General features: G+C 69.3%; 22 protein-coding genes and 1 tRNA gene. 11 read left to right on the forward strand and 12 right to left on the reverse strand.

All coding sequences use genetic code 11. The features are described 5' to 3' along the window. Positions 1-91 precede the first annotated feature (91 nt). From ACWGO8_RS06245 to ACWGO8_RS06265, 5 genes are all read left to right on the forward strand, one after another. The gene (locus tag ACWGO8_RS06245) at positions 92-1,891 is read left to right on the forward strand and encodes a putative Ig domain-containing protein (protein ID WP_452042231.1); all 1,800 of its coding nucleotides are present in this window, start codon (positions 92-94) and stop codon (positions 1,889-1,891) included. 311 nt (positions 1,892-2,202) lie between these two features. Beyond that, a complete protein-coding gene (locus tag ACWGO8_RS06250) occupies positions 2,203-3,702 on the forward strand; it encodes an alpha/beta hydrolase (RefSeq protein ID WP_452042232.1) in 1,500 nt (499 codons plus the stop codon). A 142-nt stretch (positions 3,703-3,844) separates the two neighbouring features. Next, positions 3,845-4,093 (forward strand): hypothetical protein, encoded by a 249-nt coding sequence (locus ACWGO8_RS06255; RefSeq protein ID WP_452042233.1) that lies wholly within the window; start codon positions 3,845-3,847, stop codon positions 4,091-4,093. Positions 4,094-4,177: 84 nt separating this feature from the next. Then, the gene (locus tag ACWGO8_RS06260; protein WP_452042234.1) at positions 4,178-4,615 is read left to right on the forward strand and encodes an Hsp20/alpha crystallin family protein; all 438 of its coding nucleotides are present in this window, start codon (positions 4,178-4,180) and stop codon (positions 4,613-4,615) included. A 118-nt stretch (positions 4,616-4,733) separates the two neighbouring features. After that, entirely contained in the window at positions 4,734-5,132 is a 399-nt protein-coding gene (locus tag ACWGO8_RS06265) for a hypothetical protein (RefSeq protein WP_452042235.1), read from the forward strand. A gap of 393 nt (positions 5,133-5,525) precedes the next feature. Here ACWGO8_RS06265 and ACWGO8_RS06270 read toward each other — a convergent pair whose 3' ends face one another. The 9 genes from ACWGO8_RS06270 to ACWGO8_RS06310 all read right to left on the reverse strand — a co-directional run bounded on the left by ACWGO8_RS06270 (position 5,526) and on the right by ACWGO8_RS06310 (position 14,832). Further along, the gene (locus ACWGO8_RS06270) at positions 5,526-5,822 is read right to left on the reverse strand and encodes a GNAT family N-acetyltransferase (protein WP_452042236.1); all 297 of its coding nucleotides are present in this window, start codon (positions 5,820-5,822) and stop codon (positions 5,526-5,528) included. 12 nt (positions 5,823-5,834) lie between these two features. Beyond that, positions 5,835-7,298, reverse strand: coding sequence for a DUF998 domain-containing protein (locus ACWGO8_RS06275; RefSeq protein ID WP_452042237.1), 1,464 nt, complete (start codon positions 7,296-7,298; stop codon positions 5,835-5,837). A 238-nt stretch (positions 7,299-7,536) separates the two neighbouring features. Continuing rightward, positions 7,537-7,609 (reverse strand) — tRNA-Arg (locus ACWGO8_RS06280). A gap of 113 nt (positions 7,610-7,722) precedes the next feature. Continuing rightward, entirely contained in the window at positions 7,723-8,121 is a 399-nt protein-coding gene (locus tag ACWGO8_RS06285; RefSeq protein ID WP_452042238.1) for an MmcQ/YjbR family DNA-binding protein, read from the reverse strand. Between the two features lie 100 nt (positions 8,122-8,221). After that, complete coding sequence (locus ACWGO8_RS06290; protein ID WP_452042239.1) at positions 8,222-9,235, reverse strand: carbohydrate ABC transporter permease; 1,014 nt, start codon at positions 9,233-9,235, stop codon at positions 8,222-8,224. Then, positions 9,232-10,212: a carbohydrate ABC transporter permease gene (locus ACWGO8_RS06295; protein ID WP_452042240.1), complete on the reverse strand. Its 981-nt coding sequence runs from the start codon at positions 10,210-10,212 to the stop codon at positions 9,232-9,234. Before ACWGO8_RS06295 ends, ACWGO8_RS06290 begins: the two co-directional genes overlap by 4 nt. A 129-nt stretch (positions 10,213-10,341) precedes the next feature. Next, positions 10,342-11,700, reverse strand: coding sequence for an ABC transporter substrate-binding protein (locus ACWGO8_RS06300; RefSeq protein WP_452042241.1), 1,359 nt, complete (start codon positions 11,698-11,700; stop codon positions 10,342-10,344). Between the two features lie 79 nt (positions 11,701-11,779). Further along, positions 11,780-13,444, reverse strand: a complete 1,665-nt coding sequence (locus ACWGO8_RS06305) for a glycoside hydrolase family 13 protein (protein WP_452043527.1) — start codon at positions 13,442-13,444, stop codon at positions 11,780-11,782. Positions 13,445-13,824: 380 nt separating this feature from the next. Beyond that, a complete protein-coding gene (locus tag ACWGO8_RS06310; RefSeq protein ID WP_452042242.1) occupies positions 13,825-14,832 on the reverse strand; it encodes a LacI family DNA-binding transcriptional regulator in 1,008 nt (335 codons plus the stop codon). A gap of 101 nt (positions 14,833-14,933) precedes the next feature. Here ACWGO8_RS06310 and ACWGO8_RS06315 point away from each other — a divergent pair, with 101 nt between their 5' ends. The 6 genes from ACWGO8_RS06315 to ACWGO8_RS06340 all read left to right on the forward strand — a co-directional run bounded on the left by ACWGO8_RS06315 (position 14,934) and on the right by ACWGO8_RS06340 (position 18,263). Next, on the forward strand, positions 14,934-15,434 hold the full coding sequence (locus tag ACWGO8_RS06315) for a hypothetical protein (protein WP_452042243.1): 501 nt from the start codon (positions 14,934-14,936) through the stop codon (positions 15,432-15,434). Further along, positions 15,431-16,660, forward strand: coding sequence for an NRAMP family divalent metal transporter (locus tag ACWGO8_RS06320; RefSeq protein ID WP_452042244.1), 1,230 nt, complete (start codon positions 15,431-15,433; stop codon positions 16,658-16,660). Before ACWGO8_RS06315 ends, ACWGO8_RS06320 begins: the two co-directional genes overlap by 4 nt. Then, entirely contained in the window at positions 16,657-17,073 is a 417-nt protein-coding gene (locus tag ACWGO8_RS06325; RefSeq protein WP_452042245.1) for a hypothetical protein, read from the forward strand. Before ACWGO8_RS06320 ends, ACWGO8_RS06325 begins: the two co-directional genes overlap by 4 nt. Continuing rightward, a complete protein-coding gene (locus tag ACWGO8_RS06330) occupies positions 17,060-17,410 on the forward strand; it encodes a PRC-barrel domain-containing protein (protein ID WP_452042246.1) in 351 nt (116 codons plus the stop codon). The genes ACWGO8_RS06325 and ACWGO8_RS06330 overlap by 14 nt, the downstream gene beginning before the upstream one ends. A 116-nt stretch (positions 17,411-17,526) precedes the next feature. Beyond that, positions 17,527-17,799 carry a hypothetical protein gene (locus ACWGO8_RS06335; RefSeq protein ID WP_452042247.1) on the forward strand — a complete coding sequence of 91 codons (273 nt, stop codon included), beginning with the start codon at positions 17,527-17,529 and terminating at the stop codon, positions 17,797-17,799. A gap of 140 nt (positions 17,800-17,939) precedes the next feature. After that, positions 17,940-18,263, forward strand: a complete 324-nt coding sequence (locus ACWGO8_RS06340; protein ID WP_376952617.1) for a DUF7882 family protein — start codon at positions 17,940-17,942, stop codon at positions 18,261-18,263. Positions 18,264-18,307: 44 nt separating this feature from the next. On the opposite strand, the gene ACWGO8_RS06345 is transcribed toward ACWGO8_RS06340, so the two are convergent. From ACWGO8_RS06345 to ACWGO8_RS06355, 3 genes are all read right to left on the reverse strand, one after another. Continuing rightward, complete coding sequence (locus ACWGO8_RS06345) at positions 18,308-18,523, reverse strand: hypothetical protein (RefSeq protein ID WP_452042248.1); 216 nt, start codon at positions 18,521-18,523, stop codon at positions 18,308-18,310. A 34-nt stretch (positions 18,524-18,557) separates the two neighbouring features. Further along, positions 18,558-18,956, reverse strand: coding sequence for a DUF7882 family protein (locus ACWGO8_RS06350; RefSeq protein WP_452042249.1), 399 nt, complete (start codon positions 18,954-18,956; stop codon positions 18,558-18,560). A gap of 146 nt (positions 18,957-19,102) precedes the next feature. Continuing rightward, entirely contained in the window at positions 19,103-19,267 is a 165-nt protein-coding gene (locus ACWGO8_RS06355; RefSeq protein ID WP_187432516.1) for a hypothetical protein, read from the reverse strand. Positions 19,268-19,389 lie beyond the last annotated feature (122 nt).

Genomic DNA, 19,389 nt, shown 5'->3' on the forward strand with positions numbered 1-19,389 from the left:
AGAGGGAATGAGATCAATGGAGATTGAAACGAGAGGGCGGGCCTCGCGGAAGCGCACGGCTCGCCTCTGGACGCCGCAGCAGGCGGATTCCGTGGTGGTCCCGGACGGGGCCGCCACGAGGGCTTCGCGACTTCCGAAGCTCATCGCGGCGACGGTGCTCGCGTTCGCGATGGCGTTCGGTGCAGCGCCGCTGGGGGCGGTGGCCGATGACGTCGACCTGACGCCCGGCCCCACGGTGATCAAGGACCCTGCGTCGCCGACCGGCTACACCGGGCACTTCGTGTACTACAACCCGACCGCGACCAGCGTGCGGTTCGTCGCCGACATCCTGCTGCGCGACTGGGAGAACCCCACGAGCACGACCGTCTACCAGCCGCAGCAGTACCGTCCCGGACTGATGCGCGGGGCCGGGGCATACGACGTCCAGATGACGAAGGTCGGCGACGGCTACTGGGTCACGGATGTCCCGCTGGCCGCAGGTCCCAACCAGTACTGGTTCTACGTGAACAACAACACGAACCTGTGGGTCGCGGACCCGGCGAACTCGCCGATCTTCGCTCCTGATGGCCTGACGGGCACCGCCCGCCGCGCGTTCAACGCCGTCTACGTGCCGTACGACGCGGAGAAGCAGAACTACGCCCCCCTGGCCGAGCGCGTGATCGCGAACCCGCGACCCGACTCGCCCAAGGGGACCTGGAGCTACGTGCCGATCCAGATCGGCACCGCCACGCGCACCCTGGGCGTGTACCTCCCGCCGGGATACGACCCGAACCGCGCCGAGCCGTACAAGACCATCTACATGCAGCACGGGAGCGGCCAGGACCAGTCCGACTGGATGAACATCGGCAGCGTCCCGATCATCATGGACAACCTGCTCCAGGACGGCGCGACCGAGCCCGCTGTGGTCGTCACGACGAACTCCGCGTACATGGGGGCGTCGCCGTACAACGTCCTGACGAACACCATCGTCCCGTTCGTCGAGAACACGTACAACGTCTCGACCGACCGCATGGACCGCGCCTTCGCCGGTCTCTCGATGGGCGCCTCGATGACGACGAACATCATCAACAACAATCCGCTGCGCTTCGGGTACTACGGCGTCTACAGCTTCCGGGCGGGGATCAACGTGAACACGGCGAACCTCGACAAGGCCTATGTCCACATCGGATGCGGCATCTGGGACAACCTGAACCTGTGCGCGACGCCCGCACAGCTCAATGGCCTGGTCGGCAAGGTGAACTTCAAGAACACCGTGCTCGCCGGCGGCCACGACTTCAACGCGTGGCCCCAGCTGTTCGCGATCTTCGCCAGGGACTACGTCTGGCAGCGCGGCGCGTTCGTCAACGGCGCCCCGGCGTTCAGCACGGGCGGCGAGACCCAGTCGGTCGACGAGAACCGGAACCTGACGTTCGCCGTCGAAGCCACCGATCCCGACGGCGATGCCCTGACGTACAGCGCGAGCAACCTGCCCGCCGGTGCGACCTTCGACCCTGCGACTCGGCAGTTCTCGTGGACGCCCGACTACACCCAGGCGGGCGCGTACGCGGTCACCTTCACCGCCAGTGACGGAACCCGTTCGTACAGCCTGTCGGGGACGAAGCAGGTCACCATCACCGTCCGCGACGTGACCGTCGCCGAGCAGGTCTCCGGCCTCAAGGCGGCCGTCGCCGGACTGAGCGTCAACGGCGGCCTCAAGAACGCACTGACGGTGAAGCTCGACCAGGCCGCCAAGCTGCTCGACAAGGGCAAGACCGCCGAAGCGGTGGGCCTGCTGACGAACGACTTCATCGGCCAGGTGAACAGCCTGCTCAGCGAGGGCAAGATGACCCCTGCACAGGCCGACGGGCTGATCGTCGCGGCACAGGAGGCGGTGCAGAACATCAGCTCGTAGCATCCGCTGGACCCGACAGGGGTCGCCGCCGGGGCACCATCGGCAGCGGCCCCTCGAGGGTGCGCGAACCTCGATGACGCCGATTCGGCTGCCGGTTCTCCGGTGGCCGAATCGTTCGATCTGGGGGCTTGACAACGTTGGAGAAGACACACGACGATAGTCATCGAGACGCGTTTACGACGTTGTAATGTCGCCTCCATCACATTCGCCTCTCGCCGGGCAGTACGCCCGTGACCCGAACGCTCGAGGTTCCTCGGGCGTACCGCATCGTGGCGGCACGCGTGCCGACCACGGGAAGAGGGAAGAGATCAATGGAGATTGAGACAAGACGACGCGCGACGCCGAAGCTCATCGCGGCAGTCGCGCTCGCGTTCGCGATGGCATTCAGCGCGGCACCGCTGGGCGCCCAGGCTGACGACGTCGACCTGACCCCGGGACCGACGATCGTGAAGGATCCCGCGTCGCCGACCGGCTACACGGGGCACTTCGTGTACTACAACCCCACCGCGACCAGCGTGCGGTTCGCCGCCGACATCCTGCTGCGCGACTGGGACAACCCGGCAAGTCCGACCATCTACCAGCCCTCGCAATACCGGCCCGGGCTCATGCGCGGCGGCGGCGGGTACGACGTGGAGATGACGAACGCCGGCAACGGCTACTGGGTCACGGACGTCCCGCTGGCCGCCGGTGCCAACCAGTACTGGTTCTACGTGAACAACAACACCAACCTGTGGGTCGCGGACCCGGCGAACTCGCCGATCTTCGCCCCCGACGGCCTGACGGGCACCGCCCGCCGCGCCTTCAACAAGGTGTTCGTCCCGTACGACGCGGAGAAGCAGAACTACGCACCCCTCGCGGCGCGCCAGATCGAGAACGAGCGGCCCGACTCGCCGAAGGGGACGTGGAGCTACGTGCCGATCCAGATCGGCACCGCCACGCGCACCCTGGGCGTGTACCTCCCGCCGGGATACGACGCCAACCGCGCCGAGCCGTACAAGACGATCTACATGCAGCACGGCGGTGGCCAGGACCAGTCCGACTGGATGAACATGGGCGACGTGCCGGTGATCATGGACAACCTGATCCAGGACGGTTCCACCGAGCCCGCGGTCGTCATCACCACGAACACGAACTACCTCGGTAGCTCCGCGCAGGGGTACCCCAACCTGCGGAACATCGTCATCCCGTTCGTCGAGAGCAACTACCATGTCTCGACGGCCGCGATCGACCGCGCATTCGCGGGTCTTTCGGCGGGTTCTTCCGTCACCCAGGGCCTCATCCGCTTCGACGCCACGAAGTTCGGGTACTACGGCCCCTGGAGTGGAGGCGCCTCGGTGCCCGTCACGACGGCGAACATCGACAAGCCGTACATCCTGTTCGGCGGCGGTCGGTGGGACTTCGGTCTCCCCAACGCGAACACCGTCGCCGCACTGGACCAGGTTGCGTTCGTCGAGAACGTGGTGGTCGCCGGTGCGCACGACTTCAACACGTGGAACCAGATGTTCACCACGTGGGCCAGGGACTACCTGTGGCACCCGGAGGCGTTCGTCATCGACGAGATCACGCAGATCAAGGACGGCGTGGCGGCCACGAGCCTCAACAAGGGGAACAAGAACGCCCTGACCGTGAAGCTCGACCAGGCGCTCAAGTTGGTCGCGAAGGGCGACAATGCGGGCGCCCTCGAGGTCCTCAACGGCTTCGTCACCCAGGTCGGAGAGTTCACGACGGCCGGCAAGCTGACTGACGAGCAGGCGGCGAGCCTCCTCGCGACGGCGGGACAGCTCACCTCCAACGTCGGCTACTGGCAGTAGCCAGCGGTTGAGAGCGGGTCGTCGGCAGCGTGGCTGTCGGCGACCCGTTCCTCTGCGCCTGCGCGCCCCGCAGTCGTGCCGCGGAAGGAGGACGGCGGACACGAAGTGGGTGCTGCGGGTGACGTCCGTTCGAACCCGCCCGATGGCCCACGCATCCACTGTCACCGGCACTTCGGATGCCAGCGATCTACGGCTGTTCCAAGAAGCCCCGGATCTGTGCGATGTACGCGTCGCTCTGCGTGAACACGGCACCGACCAGGGTGTGGAATGTCGCGTCCGGGTGGACCGCACGTATCTCGGCGGCCTGTCGGGCGAAGGCACGGTCGTGCTCGGAGGCCAGCACCAGCAGTGGCTGAGAGTGGACGGACTGTTCTTGGCACTCTCCTTATGAGAGTGCTAATCTGGCCGTAGTTGAGCGACTTCGACTCAACTCTTGAAGCACCGGCCGAACGGCCGACATCAGGGAGGAGAAGCCATGGCCATGTATTGGGACCCGTTCCGTGAGCTCGACCGCCTCGCTGCGGGCATGCTCGACTCGAGGCAGGGGCCTCGCGTGATGCCGATCGACCTGCACCGAGACGGCGACCACTACGTACTCTCAGCCGACCTGCCGGGCGTTGACCCTGGCTCGATCGACGTCGACGTCGACGGCCAGCTGCTCACGATCCGCGCGGAGCGCACGCTGCGCTCCGACGGCGACGTGCAGTGGCTCGCGCACGAGCGACCCAGCGGATCGTTCCTTCGCCAGCTCACGCTCGGCGACGGGCTCGACACCGCCGCGATCAGCGCCCACTACGACAACGGCGTGCTGAGCGTCGTGATCCCGGTGAGCGAGCGCGCGAAGCCGCGCAAGGTCGAGGTGCAGAGCGCGCCGAACTCCGAGCGCGAGATTTCCGCGAACACGTCGAGCTGACGACCGCACGACGCGAGGAGTCCGCTCGGCCATCCCGCGGAGCGGGCTCCTGCGCGCGGCGTTTCGAATGACGAAGTCGCCCGCTGCCCACGGGCGCTCGCGCCAAGGGAGATGAGACGTGAAGCAAAAGGGTTGGCGCCGGTACGATCACACGATCTTCCCGGTCTTTCATGAGCGATTCGAGGAGAAGTGGGGTGCAGGCACTGCCCCGTTCCTTGATCCGAGCGTGTATGACGCGGACCAGCCGCGTCCGCGTGCCCAGTGGATCAACGTCGATACCGGTGCCGCCGTCGCCGTCGTGCCCGTCTGGGAGGACGATCCCTCGGCGCGCTCGTTCGCAGTGTTCTACCTCCCACCCCACGGGGGCATCTGGGTGTTGCGACCGCCCGGGTTGGCCAGCTACATCGAATCGGCAACCATCGGCCCTCCGGCTGGCGACCGTGCGATCGCCCTCCGTAACGACTCGTTCCAGAAGGCAGTCGCACACGCAGAAGAGTTCGTCTACGGGAGACGGTGAGCGTTGGCCGCGTGGCCTGTGCTCGCCAGCGTCCGGCTCAGACCGTGACGCCTGGCCGCGCAGCGCAGCGTCCTGCTTCACGGGCAACGAAAGCAGCCGACGTGATTGGACGGCGGGGTGGGAACCCTACCTCCCACCCCGCCGCGGCCTCCAGGGGAGGCCTCTCCCGCCGAGCGACCCGAACTGAGCTCGGCGAGCAGGACCCGAGGGTTCATCCTTGGGAGGACGGGCCAAGGTCGTCGACGCACGACGATCCAGTCGGGTTCGGGACCGACTCGGGTTTGCTCGAATCGTAATCGCGGCATCGAGCGCCCGCACCGCCCCGAATGAGGGACATTCGGTTTTTGGCCGATCTGCCCCGAGGCGCGGGATGATGCGGAAGAAGCCGGAACGCTAGGCGGTCGGCCAGTCGACGGATGCCTCGTAACCGGGGTGCTCGCGGAGGTACGCGGCGATGAAGGGGCAGCGGGGCACGATGCGCTCGCCGCGCGCGACGGCGTCGTCGAGAACGTACTTCGCGAGGCGCGTGCCGAGTCCCTGCCCGCCGAAGTCGGGGCGCACGACGGTGTGCGTGAACACGATGCCGTCTGGGGTGGTGCGGAACTCCGCGAAGCCGGCCAGCTCGTCACCGACGGTGAGCTCGTAGCGGCGAGTGGCGTCGTTGCGTTCGATGGTGATGGTGTCGTTCATGCGTCCTCCTGCTCAGGACAACGCGGTTCGGGCCGTGCGGAATTCCTGCGGGCGACCGTTTCCGGCGTCTGGCGGCTCGTCGGCTCGATTCGCGTGGCGGCGCAGTGCGCGGTGCACGTCGTGCGATGCGGCGGCCCTGGCCGGTGCACGCGGAGTCCGCCCCCGCATCCTCGGGAACGCGTGGTCCTGGGCGGCGCGCGTGCGGGGACGATCGGCGGTGACGGCATGGGCGCGCAGGGCGGCAGCGGCACGGATGCGTCGGACGTGTCGCCGATCGTCGACGGCGGGGTCGGGCGCTGCGTGCGTGATGGCCACGAGGGCGATGAGCCAGGCGAACACGAGGGTGAACGCGACGATCTCGAAGACGGTGAGGTTGAAGACGCCGATGCCGTCGTACGCGAACATCGCGACGACCTCGATCGCGATCGACCCGTAGGAGGCCACCACGAGGGGGCGCGGGAGCCGCCGAGCCCAGACCTGCACGCCGAGGCACAGCACCGCGAACGAGGCGGCCGCCCCGCACGCGGCGAGGTTGTGGAGGTCGGTCGCGCCGTCGATCGGCACGAGGCCGACGCCCATGAGGCTCATGCCGATCAGGACGATGAGTACCCGCATCGCGGCGAGCCCGCCACGCCGCACGCCGTACCGCGGGTCGCGGACGGCGCGCGTGAGGCCGGCCGACATCGCGGCCATGCCGGCGCCCGACACGACGATCGCGACGTTGAAGCAGGCCGCCGCGAAGTCGTCGGACGTGCCGAGGGTGCTGAAGTTGTGCGTCCACCACTCGCCGGTCGGCGTGAGGCTCATGCTCGCGAGGCTGCCCGCCGCGAGCAGCATCGCGACGAGGTTGAAGGTGCGGTAGGCCTCGTGGTCGATCGCGTGGCGATGCAGTCGGAACGTGCCATAGCCGAGCACCGAGCCGAGCGCGACCGCCGCCACGACGTGGCCCCCCGGGAACACCTCGAACGCCTGGCGGGTGAAGTGCACGCCGAGCACCGCGATGGCCCCCCAGGTCATGCCGTTGGCGCGGGCTCGGGCGTCGCGACCGAGGCCGGGCAGTCCCAGTCGTCGCAGGGCCGCCACGCCGCCCTTCGACGCGGATGCCACGACGAGGGCGGCACCCACCACGACACCCGCGGCGAGCGACGGCAGCGCCCACATGAACCCGATCGCGTCGAGTCCTCCCGGCCGGGCGTCGCCGGACTGGACGCTCGTGAAGCTCGACGAGAACTCGTGGAACGCGATGATGGCCACGGCGAGCGCGATGAGCGTGGCGTAGGCGCGTCGCATGACCGCGGCACCGCGCAGCGGGTCGAAGCGCTGCGAGCCGGGCCGGCGGAGCGCGCTGGTCGTGGGTCCACGAAGCGGCCGACCGTGCCCCTCACGGTCGGCGCTGCCGGAGCGGACCTCGCGTCGCCGTCGCCGATCCCCCCGGTTCGACGACGCCGGGAAGTCCCCGGCACGCGCACCCCTCATATCCGAACTCTCGATCACGGGAATCAGATGTGTGCCGAGCATAACGGCGGCCGACGACACCGGCCATCGGCGTTACGCAGGGAACACACCGATCATCGGCTGATTCCCAGCCTGCACGGCGTGTCCGACGGCGTGCACCCCCCGTTCGGGGCATCGCCCGCCGTCGGCGGCCCGAATCCGACACAGCGCCCCCGGAAACGACGAAAGCGGCTCGCTTTCGCGAACCGCTTTCTCACCGCGCGCCCGGAGGGACTCGAACCCCCAACCTTCTGATCCGTAGTCAGATGCTCTATCCATTGAGCTACGGGCGCATGGGATGTCGCCCGCGCTTCATCGGCGATCAGGCAACCACGTAACTCTAACCCACGTGCTCCGTTCGCGCCAATCGAGCCGGCCCGTGCGGCCCCGCGGCATCCGTCATCGCTCACTGGTCGGCGTGATCGGGCCGCAGCGCGTCGAGCGCCGCCACCTGGCGTCGGTTCGCCACCTGCCGGTACGACGTCTCGATGAGCTCGGCGAGGAGCTCCCAGTCGGTGTCGGGCGCGTCCAGGTCGGCGCCCACCCAGTGATCGCGGCTGTAGTACGGCACGCCGGAGAAGCGGCCGTCCTGGAGCAGCGCGAAGTGCTCCTCGGGGTCGGTCTTCACGACGATCGACAGCGGCCGCTCCGCCGTCGCGGCGACGTGCACGAAGATCGGCTTCGCGGCGCGGAACGTCGGCCGTCCCCACGCCTCCACCTCGACGGCCTCGGGCAGGGCGAGGCAGATCCGCCGCACCCGTTCGACGAGCGGATGCTCCGGATCGACCACGCGCGGATGCTCCACGGCACCAGCCTACGGGCGACGTCGGCGCTGCGGCATCCGTCGACGGCTCAGGGCACGGATGCCGCGTCGCGGGCCCGCGGCATCCCGCAGGCCGACGCGCTCAGCCCTTGACCGCACCCCCGAGCCCGGCGCTGCGCAGGAACAGCCGCTGGAACATGAGGAACAGCAGCACGGGGATGAGCGTCGAGATCGCGAGGGCGGCGAGGAACACGTCGAGCTCGGTCTGCGACTGCACGGCCGGGAGGCGCACCGACAGCGGCTGAACCGCCGGGTCGGGCAGCACGAGCAGCGGCCAGAGGAAGTCCTTCCACGCCGAGATCACCGCGAACACCGAGACGACCCCGAGCACGGGCTTCGACATCGGGAGCACGATCGACCAGAACACCCGGAACGGGCCAGCGCCATCGGTCTTCGCCGCCTCGAACACCTCACGCGGGAGGCTGTCGAAGAAGCGCTTCACGAGGAGGATGTTGAACGCGTTCGCGGCGGCCGGCAGCCACACCGCCCAGTACGTGTTGAGCAGCGACACGTCGATGAGCGGCGGATGCAGCACCGTGAGGTAGAGCGGCACGAGCAGCACGACCGCGGGGATGAACAGCGTCGCGAGCACGAGCGCATTGAGGATCGGCGCGTACTTCGGTCTCAGCACCGACAGCGCGTACCCGGCCGTGGTGGCGATCAGCAGCTGGAAGAACCAGGAGCCCGCCGCGACCCAGATCGTGTTGAGGAAGTACTGGTCGATGTGGATGTCGTTCCACGCCGTCTCGAGGTTCGCCCAGTCGATGCCGTTGGGCCAGAGCGCGAACGGCTGGCTCAGCGTGTCCTGGGTGGGCGTGACCGCGGCCTTCGCGAGCCAGAGCAGCGGACCGAGGCCGGCCACGACGAGCCCGATGAACAGGAAGGTGTGCACGAGGCTCAGCGAGCCGCGCACGCTCCCCCGGCGACGATCGAACGCCGAGAGGACGCCGCGATCGCCGAACTCGTCGGAGGCGCCCTTGGCGACGCGGCGCCGGCGGAGCCAGGCCGTCGGTCCGGGCCGGCCTGCGTCGTCGGCGGCGTCGGCCTCGGCGCCGTCGGGGCGCTCGAGCAGGGGCTGGACGGGTGCGCTGGTCAATTCGTGCTCCAACGTTCGGTCAGCTTGAAGTACAGCCAGCTGAGGAGGCCGAGGAAGATCGCGAGCATCAGGCTGAGCGCGGTGGCCTCGCCGTAGTCGCCGCCGAGGCTGTTCTGGAAGGCGTAGCGATAGATGAGGAGGAGGATCGTCAGGGTCGCGTTGTTCGGTCCGCCCCCGGTGAAGAGGAAGGGCTCGAGGAACACCTGCGACGTCGCGATGATCTGGAGGATCAGCATGATGAAGAGCACGCCGCGCAGCTGCGGCAGCGTCACGTGCCAGAGCTTGCGCCAGATCCCGGCGCCGTCGACCTCGGCGGCGTCGTAGAGCTCCGGCGGCACGGAGATGAGCGCCGCGAGGTAGATGATGATCGATCCGCCGGCCGCCGCCCACGTCGCCTCGATGACGAGCGAGGGCATCGCGGTCGCGGCGGACTGCAGCCACGGCTGCGGCGGGATGCCGAACCAGCCGAGGATCGTGTTGAAGACACCGTCGGGGCTCGCGTTGTAGAACACCTTCCACAGGAGCACCGCGACCACCGGCGGGATGACGACCGGCAGGTACGCGAGCGCGCTGTACAGGCCCTTGCCGCGGCGCACCTCGCTCATCATGACCGCGAGGATGAGCGGCAGCGGGAACCCGAGGATGAGCGCCAGCACGGCGAAGTACAGCGTGTTCGCGATCGCGACGCCGAGGTTCGGGTCGCTGAGCACGTTCACGAAGTTGTCGATGCCGACCCACTCGGGCGTCGACACGAGGTTCGTGCGCTGGAAGCTCATGACCACCGACTGCACGATGGGCGACCAACTGAACACCCCGAACACGATGAGCATCGGAGTCAGGAACGCGAGGTTCCAGAGGCCGCCGCCGCGGATCCAGGTCTTCGGGGTGCGCCGCCGATTCGGGCGAGCGGATGCCGCGGGCGGCGCCTCCGCGTCGGGAGCGGGACGCGCGGCCGCGGGCTTGGCGGTGAGGGTCATCGGTGTCCTTCGGTGGTCCGGGGAACGTGTGCCGCGGGTTGAGGAGGGCGGAGCCCGTCTCGAAGCCCGCCCGGGGAGGAGGGGTTTCGAGACGCCGGCGGAGCCGGCACCTCAACCCGCGGTCACGGGCTACTCGTCGAGCAGCGCCTGCGCGTCGACGTCGATCTGCTTCAGGAGCGCGTCGATGTCGGCGTTCTGGTCGGTCAGCACGGCCTGCACCAGGTTGTCCATGAGCGCGTAGATCGGCTGCGTCTGGCCCTTGAACTCGCCGACCGGCGTCTGGTCGAAGATGCCGTCGATGAATCCGGTCATCTGGTCCTGCGGCACGTTGACGTAAGGGGCGATCCACTCCTGCTGCTGGTCGTAGGTCTCACGGTCGAGCACCGGCAGCACGGGCGTGCCGACGGCCTGGTCGGACGCGGCGAGCGCCTTGGCGTCAGCGACCGCGGCATCCTCGTTCAGGAGCTTCTGCATGTAGTACCAGTCGATCCACTCGACCGCGGCGGCCTTGGTGTCGTCGTCGAGCGTCGGCGGCATGACGGCGATGTCGCCGCCTCCCAGCACGCCGCCCTCGTTCTCCGTCGGGATGACGGTGAGGCCGTACTGGTCGGGGTCCATGCCGAAGTCGCGCACGAGGGCGGTGTAGACGTCGGATCCCGAGGTGTACATGCCGATGTTGCCGGCCGCGAACTCCTGGTTGATGCTGCCCCAGTCGAGGTCGAAGTTCGCGCCCATCGAGTCGTCCTCCCAGCGGAGGTCGTGCAGGAACTCGAGCGTGGACTTCGTCGCGTCGTTGTCGATGCTCGACGTGTAGGTGCCGTCGCCGTTGTCCTGCTGCAGCTCGGCGCCGCGCGAGTCCGCCTGCACCGAGAGCTGCCAGCCGCCCGTGTTGCCGGTGGCCATGGTCGCGTACCCGGCCTTGCCGGTCTTCTCGGCGATGGTCTTCGCCGCCTCACGGACCTCGTCCCACGTCGCCGGCGGCTGGTCGGGGTCGAGGCCGGCCTGCTCGAACAGGTCCCGGTTGTAGTGCAGGCCGTTCGCGTAGGCCTGGCGCGGGAACCCGTAGATGCGACCGTCGGAGTCGGTGACCTCCGAGATGATGATCGGGTTGAACTTGTCGGCGTAGCCGAGCTCCTTCACCTCGTCGGTCACGTCCATGAGCTGGCCGTTCTCGAGGAGGGTCTTCGAATCGGTGAACGGCACCGTGAAGACGTCGGGCAGGCTGCCGCCGGCGAGCTGCGCGGCGAAGGTCGGGGCGGTCCACTCGTACTCGAGGCCGACGATGTCGATGTCGGGGTGGAGCTCCTCGAACTGCTGCTCCTGCTCGGCGAAGGCGTCGTATGCGGCCTGGTCGGCCCCGGGCGGGAAGGTGGCGACGCGGAGCTCGAGCTTCCCGTCGTCGGCGGCGCCCTGGCTGCACGCGGAGAGCGCGCCCACCATCGCGACGGCGGCGATGCCCGCGATCGCGATGCTGCGTGGTGACTTCATTGTCCAGTCCTTTCGGTGCTGTGTTTGAGGGTTGTGGTGAGGGGCTGCCGCGGCGTGGTGCGGGCCGCGGCCTCGACGGTCAGGCGATCCGGTGGAGCCAGGCCGTGGAGTCGGATGGCAGCATCCCGCCGACGAGCGGGGTGCTGGAGAGGAGGATGCGGTCGTGGTCGGGCAGGGCCATCGGCTCGCTGCCGAGGTTCGTGACGTTGACCACGTCGTCGCCGCGCCGGAACACGAGCGCCGTCGGCTCGCTCGGCAGCCAGGTCAGAGTGCCGTCACCGAGCGCGGCCTCGCGCTTGCGGATGCGCAGCGCCTGCCGGTAGAGCCACAGCATGGAGCCCGGGTCGGCCTCCTGCGCCTGCACGGTGAGGGCGGCCCACTCGGCCGGCTGCGGCAGCCATGGTGCGGCGGATGCTGCCGCGGTGCTGAACCCGAAGGGCGACGCGGTGCCCCGCCAGGGCAGCGGCACGCGGCATCCGTCGCGGCCCGGGTCGACCCCGCCCGAGCGGAAGTGCATCGGGTCCTCGAGCACCTCGCGCGGCAGCTCGACCTCGGGCAGGCCGAGCTCGTCGCCCTGGTAGAGGTAGAGCGAGCCCGGCAGGGCGGCGGTGAGCAGCGCGGCGGCGCGGGCGCGGCGGCGGCCGAGCTCGAGGTCGGTCGGCGTGCCGAACCGCTTCCGCGCGAAGGCGAAGCCCGAGTCCTCGCGTCCGTATCGGGTGACCGGCCGCGTCACGTCGTGGTTCGAGAGCACCCAGGTGCTGGGCGCGCCGACCGGGGCATGTGCGTCGAGCATGAGGTCGATCGAGGCGCGGAGCTCCGCGGCATCCCACGGACGCGCCATGAAGTCGAAGTTGAACGCCGTGTGCATCTCGTCGGGGCGCAGGTAGGCCGCGAAGCGGGCGGCATCGGGCACCCACACCTCGCCGACCAGGACGCGCGTGCCGTCGTACTCGTCGGCGATGCGGCGCCAGGCGCGGTACACGTCGTGCACCTCGTCGCGGTCCTCGGTGGGATGCTGCCCCGGCGCGACGACCTCGGGCACCTCGGGCAGCGCGGGGTCCTTGATGAGCAGGCCCGCCGAGTCGATCCGCACGCCGGCGACGCCGCGGTCGAACCAGAACCGCAGGATGTCCTCGTGCTCTGCGCGCACGTCGGGGTGGTTCCAGTTGAGGTCGGGCTGCTCGGGCGTGAAGAGGTGCAGGTACCACTCCCCCGGCGTGCCGTCGGGGTTCGTGGTGCGGGTCCACGTGTCGCCCTGGAAGTTCGAGATCCACTTCGTCGGCATCTCGTCGCCGCCGTCGCCCTTGCCGGGGTGGAACCAGAACCGGGCGCGCTCGGGGCTGCCGGGGCCGGCCGCGAGCGCCTGCCGGAACCACGGGTGCTCGCTCGAGATGTGGTTCGGGACGACGTCGATGATCGTGCGGATGCCGAGCTCGAGCGCCTCGCTGATGAGCAGCTCGGCGTCCTCGAGGGTGCCGAATGTCGGGTGGATGTCGCGGTAGTCCGACACGTCGTAGCCGCCGTCGGCCAGCGGCGACGGATACCACGGGTTGAACCAGAGCGCGTCGACGCCGAGCTCCTTGAGGTAGCCGAGCCGGCTGCGCACGCCGCGCAGGTCGCCCGTACCGTCGCCGTCGGAATCGGCGAAGCTGCGCACGTAGACCTGGTAGATCACGGCGTCACGCCACCACAGCGGGTCCTCCACGAGTGCGGGAGGCACCGTGCCGGGTTCCGTGAGTGGCATGGTCACGCTGTCGTTCTCCTCGGTGCGGCGGGCGGGCGGCGCGCCGGATCCCGGGGGACGACGGCGTCGATACCGGGAAAACGTAATGAGAGCAACAGATTGATGCAACTTTTCAACAATCAAGCATCAGCTTGCGAGTGATTTCATGAAGTTGCGAGAGCGCCTTGCGTATTTCCGGCACGACCCCTGCTCGCTGCGTTTCGCGTTCCCTCCCTTTCCCTTTCTCAGGAGATCTGCGCGGCAGGGCGGGCGCGGGCTGCGTGTCGTCCTGAGAAGCGCACCGTGGGCTTGGGCGGTTCCTGAGAAACGGATGCTGCGGCGGAGCGCCGTGCGAAGCGAGGGCGCGGGCGGTTCCTGAGAACGGATGCTGCGGCGGCGGGTCAGCGCGGCGCCGGCGCCGTCGAGGCGCGCACCACGAGCTCGGGCGCGAAGAACACTTCGTCGCCGATCGCGGCCTCGCTCGACATCTGCCGCATGAGCAGCTCGATGACCATGCGGCCCATCGCCTCGATCGGCTGGCGCACCGTCGTGAGCGGCGGCTCGGTGCAGTTCATGAGCGCGGAGTCGTCGTAGCCGATCACGGACACGTCCTGGGGAACGCGCAACCCGGCCCGGCGCACCGCACGGATCGCGCCCAGCGCCATGGGGTCGCTCGCGCAGATGATGCCCGTGACACCGGCGGCGAGCAGCTTGGTCGCGGCGGTCTGCCCCGACTCCAGGGAGTACAGCGAGTGCACGACCCGGTCCTCGCCGAGCTCGACACCGTGCCGCTCGGCCATGCGCAGGGCCGCGGCGTGCTTGCGGCGCGACGGGATGTGGTCGCTCGGTCCGAGCAGGATGCCGATGCGCTCGTGGCCGAGCTGCACCAGGTGCCCGAACGCCTGCTCCATCGAGGTGGCGTCGTCGCACGACACGGTCGCGAAGCCGAGGTCGTCGATCGGCGCGTTGACGAGCACCGTGGGGAGCTTCAGCTCGGTCAGGCGCGCGTAGTGGTCGTGGTTCACGTCGGCCTGCGAGTACGCGCCGCCGGCGAAGATCACGCCCGACACCTGCTGGTGCAGCAGGAGCTCGACGTAGTCCGACTCGGAGATGCCGCCCGCGGTCTGGATGCAGAGCACGGGCGTGTACCCGTTCTGGGCGAGCCCGCCGCCGATCGCCTCGGCGAGCGCGGGGAAGATCGGGTTCTGCAGCTCGGGCATCACGAGCCCCACGAGCCGGGCGCGCTCGCCCCGGAGCTTCGTCGGCCGCTCGTAGCCGAGCACGTCGAGGGCAGTGAGCACGGCCTCGCGCGTCGAGGCCGACACCCCGGGCTTGCCGTTGAGCACGCGACTCACGGTCGCCTCGCTCACGCCCACCTTGCGCGCGACGTCCGCCAGCCTCCTCGACATGAGCGACATGCTACGGCAGCGAACGCAAGAACTCGACGATCCGTTGCGAGCGCCCGCGTCAAGCCCTTGCCGGTACAGGATGCCGGCGCGAGCATCGGAGCATGCAGGCATCCCGCCGATCACGCGCGGCGAGCGCCGCGGCATCCGCTGCGCTCGTGCTGGCCGTGCCGCTGCTGGCCGGGTGCGCGAGCCCCGAGGCGACCTTCGAGGCCGCAGTCGGCCAGGGCGTGGCGGCGACCGAGACCGCTCGCCTGGTGGTCGACCAGCAGCTCGACGAACGCACGTTCACCACGACGGCGCTCGCGACGCTCGGCGACGCGCGGCGCGAGCTCGTCGCCGCGAGCGGCGAGGTCGCCGGCACGGATGCCGCGTCGGAGGCCGAGTCCGAGACCCGCACCGAGGTGCTCGACGCACTCGACGCCGCGCTCGACGCGGTGAATGCGGCCCGAGACGCCCTGGCCTCCGGCGTCGGATCGCTCGAGGCCGTCGTGCCGCAGCTCGACGCCGCCGCCGACGGGCTCACCGCACTCGAGCAGACCGTCGACGCCGATGCCGACTCGCCCGCCGACTCGCCCGCCGGCCCCGCCGGGAGCGACGGATGAGCAAGCTCTTCGCCGTCGCGCTCGGCATCCTCACGGCGATCGGCGGCTTCGTCGACATCGGGGACCTCGTGACGAACGCGGTCGTCGGATCGCGATTCGGCATGAGCCTCGCCTGGGTCGTGCTCATCGGCGTCGTCGGCATCTGCATCTACGCGCAGATGTCGGGGCGGGTCGCCGCGGTGAGCGGACGGGCGACCTTCGAGATCATCCGCGAGCGACTCGGACCCCGGGCGGGGCTCGCCAACCTCGCGGCCTCCTTCCTCATCAACCTCCTGACGGTGACCGCGGAGATCGGCGGCGTCGCGCTCGCGCTGCAACTCGCGACGAGCGTGGCCCCCGGCTGGTGGATCCCCGTCGCCGCCTTCGGCGTGTGGATCGTGATCTGGCGGGCGCGGTTCAAGCTGCTCGAGAACGTGACGGGCCTGCTCGGCCTCACGCTGATCGTGTTCGCGGTCGCGCTGTTCATGCTCTCGCCCGACTGGGGGCAGCTCGCCGGGCAGGCACTTCAGCCCGGGCCGCCGTCGGATGAGCCGGTCGCGACGTACTGGTTCTATGCGGTCGCGCTGTTCGGCGCGGCGATGACCCCCTACGAGGTCTTCTTCTTCTCGTCCGGCGCGATCGAGGAGCAGTGGACGAAGCAGGACCTCGCGAAGTCGAGGCTCAACGTGCTCGTCGGCTTCCCGCTCGGCGGCCTGCTCTCCCTCGCGATCGCCGGCTGCGCTGCCGTGGTGCTGCTCCCCCAGGCCATCGACGTGACGAGCCTCAGCCAGGTCGTGCTGCCCGTCGCCGAGGCCGGCGGCAAGGTCGCGCTGGCGTTCGTGATCGTGGGCATCCTCGCCGCGACGTTCGGCGCCGCCCTCGAGACGACGCTGTCGAGCGGGTACACGCTGGCGCAGTACTTCGGCTGGTCGTGGGGCAAGTTCCGCAAGCCCGCCAAGGCCGCGCGCTTCCACCTCTCGATGATCATCGCCCTGCTCATCGCGGTCGCGATCCTGGCGACCGGCGTCGACCCGATCCTCGTCACCGAGTACTCGGTCGTGTTCTCGGCGGTCGCGCTGCCGCTCACGTACCTGCCGATCCTCATCATCGCGAACGACCGCGAGTACATGGGCGACGAGGTCAACGGTCGCGCCATGAACTTCGTGGGCCAGGTCTACCTGGTCATCATCCTGGCCGCGGCGATCGCGGCCATCCCCCTGCTCATCGTGACGGGAGCCGGCGCATGACCGAGAACCCCGACGCCTTCCAGACGGATGCCGCGCCGCCTCCGGCAGGACAGGTGCTCGATGCCCACCTGCACGTCCTCGATCGGCAGGTGCTCGATCGCGACGACGTGCCCGTGACCACCGCCGACGACCTCGAGTTGGACGGGATCGAGGTCGGCGCGCCCATCGAACCCGGGTCGCCGCGCCCCACCGTGTCGGCGATCCTCACCGGCCCGCAGCTCGTGATGCGCCTGTTCGGCGGCCACGCGCCGGCCGCCCGCACGATCCGCATCCCATGGCGTCTCGTCTCCGAGGTGGGCACCGTGATCCATCTCGGGGTGGCCGGGGATGCGCTCGACGCCACCTGGGCCGAGCGCTGGGTGAGCCGCCACCTCATCGGGCGCATTCCCGGAGGACGCCATGCTCCTGAGTGACCTGCTCGACTCCGACGCCGTCGACGCCGACGGTCGACGCGTCGGCGCCGTGATCGACGTGCGCCTCGAGGTGTCGGGCGCGCCCAGGCAGCTGCTCGCGGACACCGTCGTGACCGGGCTGCTGGTGAGCCCGCACAGCCGGTTCTCGACGTGGGGGTACGAGCGACGCGATGAAGACGGACCTCTCCTCATCGCCAGATTCCAGCGCTGGCTGCACCGCGGCACCTTCCTCGTCGCGTGGGACGACGTCGAACGGGTCGACGCGGGTCGCGTGGTCTTCCGGCGCGGCTACACGGCACGTGATGCGGCACTGCCGCGCGCGCCCCGTGAGCGCTGACGCCGTAACCGGGCAGACTGGTGTCGTCAAGGGCTCGCCGGGGCCCACCCCGCGGCGTAGCGTGAAGACGACACGGATGCCCCGAGGCATCCGCGTGCACTGGAAGGAGCAACACCATGGACCAGTCGCTCGGTCGGGTCACCGAACCGACGACGGAGGCAGGCGGACCCGACGCCCCCGAAGCAGCATCCAGCCCCGACGCGCCCGACGCGTCGACCCTCTCGCCCGACGTCCTCGAACGCGTCCGCGACCTCCCGCCGTCCGGTCGCTACGACGACACCGGCTTGACCGATCTCGACGAACTGCAGCGCGCGATGGATCCCCTGGATCCGCGTAAGCCGAGTCGCGAGAACGGCGATCCGCTCGATCCCGACGGCCACGTCATCTGACGATCGACCCCGTCATCACGTGTCGGACGAGCGCCCGGCATGCCGGGTTCCGACGCGGCCGCATACCACGAACGACGGAACCTCCGCGGCCCCTCGAGCCCGATGTATCCGCCGCCGTCTGCCGCGACTAGAGTTCCGGCATGGGCAAGCTCATCTACAACTCCTCGACACGCGAGATCGAGATCGACGATCGCACCCTCGCCCATCTGCGCGTCGCGATCCTCAACAAGCTGCGCCGGTCGGAGAGCTTCGCCATGACCTGGGAGCACGGGGTCGAGAACGGCAGCGGACGCACCACGATGTGGCTGCACGAGTCGATCCCGCTGCAGTTCATCTTCAGCGGCAACCGTGCACCGAAGCTCAACCGGCTCTGGATCGAGCAGATGCTCCTCTCGGCCAACAGCACCGCCGGGCTGCAGTTCGTGCCCGAGCCCGCAGACGACGACCCGATGGAGGCCGAGTAGCGGCATCCGCGCCCCGTCGACGAACGGGGCGGATGCCGCGAAGCTCAGTCGACCGGTTCGATCTGGGTGAGCACGAAGCGCTGCTCGGCCGGCGTGAGCCGATCGGGCGCCGGCTCGCCCGTGATCGACTCGATCTCGGCGCCCGTCTCGGCGTCGACCGGTCCGGTGAGCTCGGCGAGCAGGCGATGCTTGCCCTCGATGGAGAGGTGCGGCCACCAGCGCTCGATGGCTCCGCGGTCCGTGTCATGCGTCACGTCCATGGGTCCTCCTCCGTGAATCCCATCCTGGTCGTTGCTAGACGGGCTGCGTCTCGCTCTCGCTGCCGGTCTCGACCTCCTGCACGTCGACGCCCACCTGCACGGGCTGGCCGGCGCTCGTCGGGATGGGGTCGGTGTCGAGGTGCTCGGGCACGAGTTGGATGCCGCCCGTGCTGTTGGCCGAGCGCATGAGGTCCTCGATCCATCCCCGGCTCAGCTCGGGCGCTTCAGGCTCGTCGAACACGAACCGCAAAGGGATCGACGGATGCAGCCACAGCGTGCTGCGACCGCGTGGCTGGTCGTCGGTGTGACGCCACGACAGGGTGAAGCTCTCGCCACGGCGGAGCTTGGTGGTGATGGCGATCTTCAGGTGCGCCAGCGCCCGGTCCTCGATGCCGATGGGGGTGCCTGAATCCCCGTAGTAGAGCGTTCCCACGGCATCAGCATACGTCGCACGCCGTCGGCACGGCGCATGTGTTTCCGACATCGGGAACGGCCCCCCGGCACGAGGATGCCGAAGGGCCGTTCGAGAGTGGGAGCGGACGACGGGGTCGTCCGCTCCCGAGGGGGGTCTCTGGGGTGTCAGACCGTCCGGTTCCCGCCGATGAAGCGCACGAGGAACACGATGGCCGCGATGATCAGCAGCGCGATCCCGACCCACAGCAGGAAGTTCAGCGTGGGGACCACGCCGCCCGTGATGAGCAGGATGATGGCCGCGATGGCGATGACAGCGACGAGGATGTTCATGATCTCTCCTTCAGGTGATCCGCAACCGTGTTCGACGGTGCGGACATCGCCCGACGGTGCGGGCGGGGCATCCGGACGTGGGTACGTCCGTGTCTTCGACGGTAGGGGCGTCGGACGGCACG

This window comes from Agromyces sp. NPDC055661 (genome assembly GCF_053618135.1).

Bases quoted from the DNA above. Each gene is read 5' to 3' on its own strand.
- ACWGO8_RS06250 (WP_452042232.1), top strand. From the start codon at position 2,203: ATGGAGATTGAGACAAGACGACGCGCGACGCCGAAGCTCATCGCGGCA.
- ACWGO8_RS06255 (WP_452042233.1), top strand. From the start codon at position 3,845: ATGGCCCACGCATCCACTGTCACCGGCACTTCGGATGCCAGCGATCTA.
- ACWGO8_RS06260 (WP_452042234.1), top strand. From the start codon at position 4,178: ATGGCCATGTATTGGGACCCGTTCCGTGAGCTCGACCGCCTCGCTGCG.
- ACWGO8_RS06270 (WP_452042236.1), bottom strand. From the start codon at position 5,822: ATGAACGACACCATCACCATCGAACGCAACGACGCCACTCGCCGCTAC.
- ACWGO8_RS06275 (WP_452042237.1), bottom strand. From the start codon at position 7,298: ATGAGGGGTGCGCGTGCCGGGGACTTCCCGGCGTCGTCGAACCGGGGG.
- ACWGO8_RS06295 (WP_452042240.1), bottom strand. From the start codon at position 10,212: ATGACCCTCACCGCCAAGCCCGCGGCCGCGCGTCCCGCTCCCGACGCG.
- ACWGO8_RS06300 (WP_452042241.1), bottom strand. From the start codon at position 11,700: ATGAAGTCACCACGCAGCATCGCGATCGCGGGCATCGCCGCCGTCGCG.
- ACWGO8_RS06305 (WP_452043527.1), bottom strand. From the start codon at position 13,444: ATGCCACTCACGGAACCCGGCACGGTGCCTCCCGCACTCGTGGAGGAC.
- ACWGO8_RS06310 (WP_452042242.1), bottom strand. From the start codon at position 14,832: ATGTCGAGGAGGCTGGCGGACGTCGCGCGCAAGGTGGGCGTGAGCGAG.
- ACWGO8_RS06315 (WP_452042243.1), top strand. From the start codon at position 14,934: ATGCAGGCATCCCGCCGATCACGCGCGGCGAGCGCCGCGGCATCCGCT.
- ACWGO8_RS06320 (WP_452042244.1), top strand. From the start codon at position 15,431: ATGAGCAAGCTCTTCGCCGTCGCGCTCGGCATCCTCACGGCGATCGGC.
- ACWGO8_RS06325 (WP_452042245.1), top strand. From the start codon at position 16,657: ATGACCGAGAACCCCGACGCCTTCCAGACGGATGCCGCGCCGCCTCCG.
- ACWGO8_RS06330 (WP_452042246.1), top strand. From the start codon at position 17,060: ATGCTCCTGAGTGACCTGCTCGACTCCGACGCCGTCGACGCCGACGGT.
- ACWGO8_RS06335 (WP_452042247.1), top strand. From the start codon at position 17,527: ATGGACCAGTCGCTCGGTCGGGTCACCGAACCGACGACGGAGGCAGGC.
- ACWGO8_RS06340 (WP_376952617.1), top strand. From the start codon at position 17,940: ATGGGCAAGCTCATCTACAACTCCTCGACACGCGAGATCGAGATCGAC.
- ACWGO8_RS06345 (WP_452042248.1), bottom strand. From the start codon at position 18,523: ATGGACGTGACGCATGACACGGACCGCGGAGCCATCGAGCGCTGGTGG.
- ACWGO8_RS06355 (WP_187432516.1), bottom strand. From the start codon at position 19,267: ATGAACATCCTCGTCGCTGTCATCGCCATCGCGGCCATCATCCTGCTC.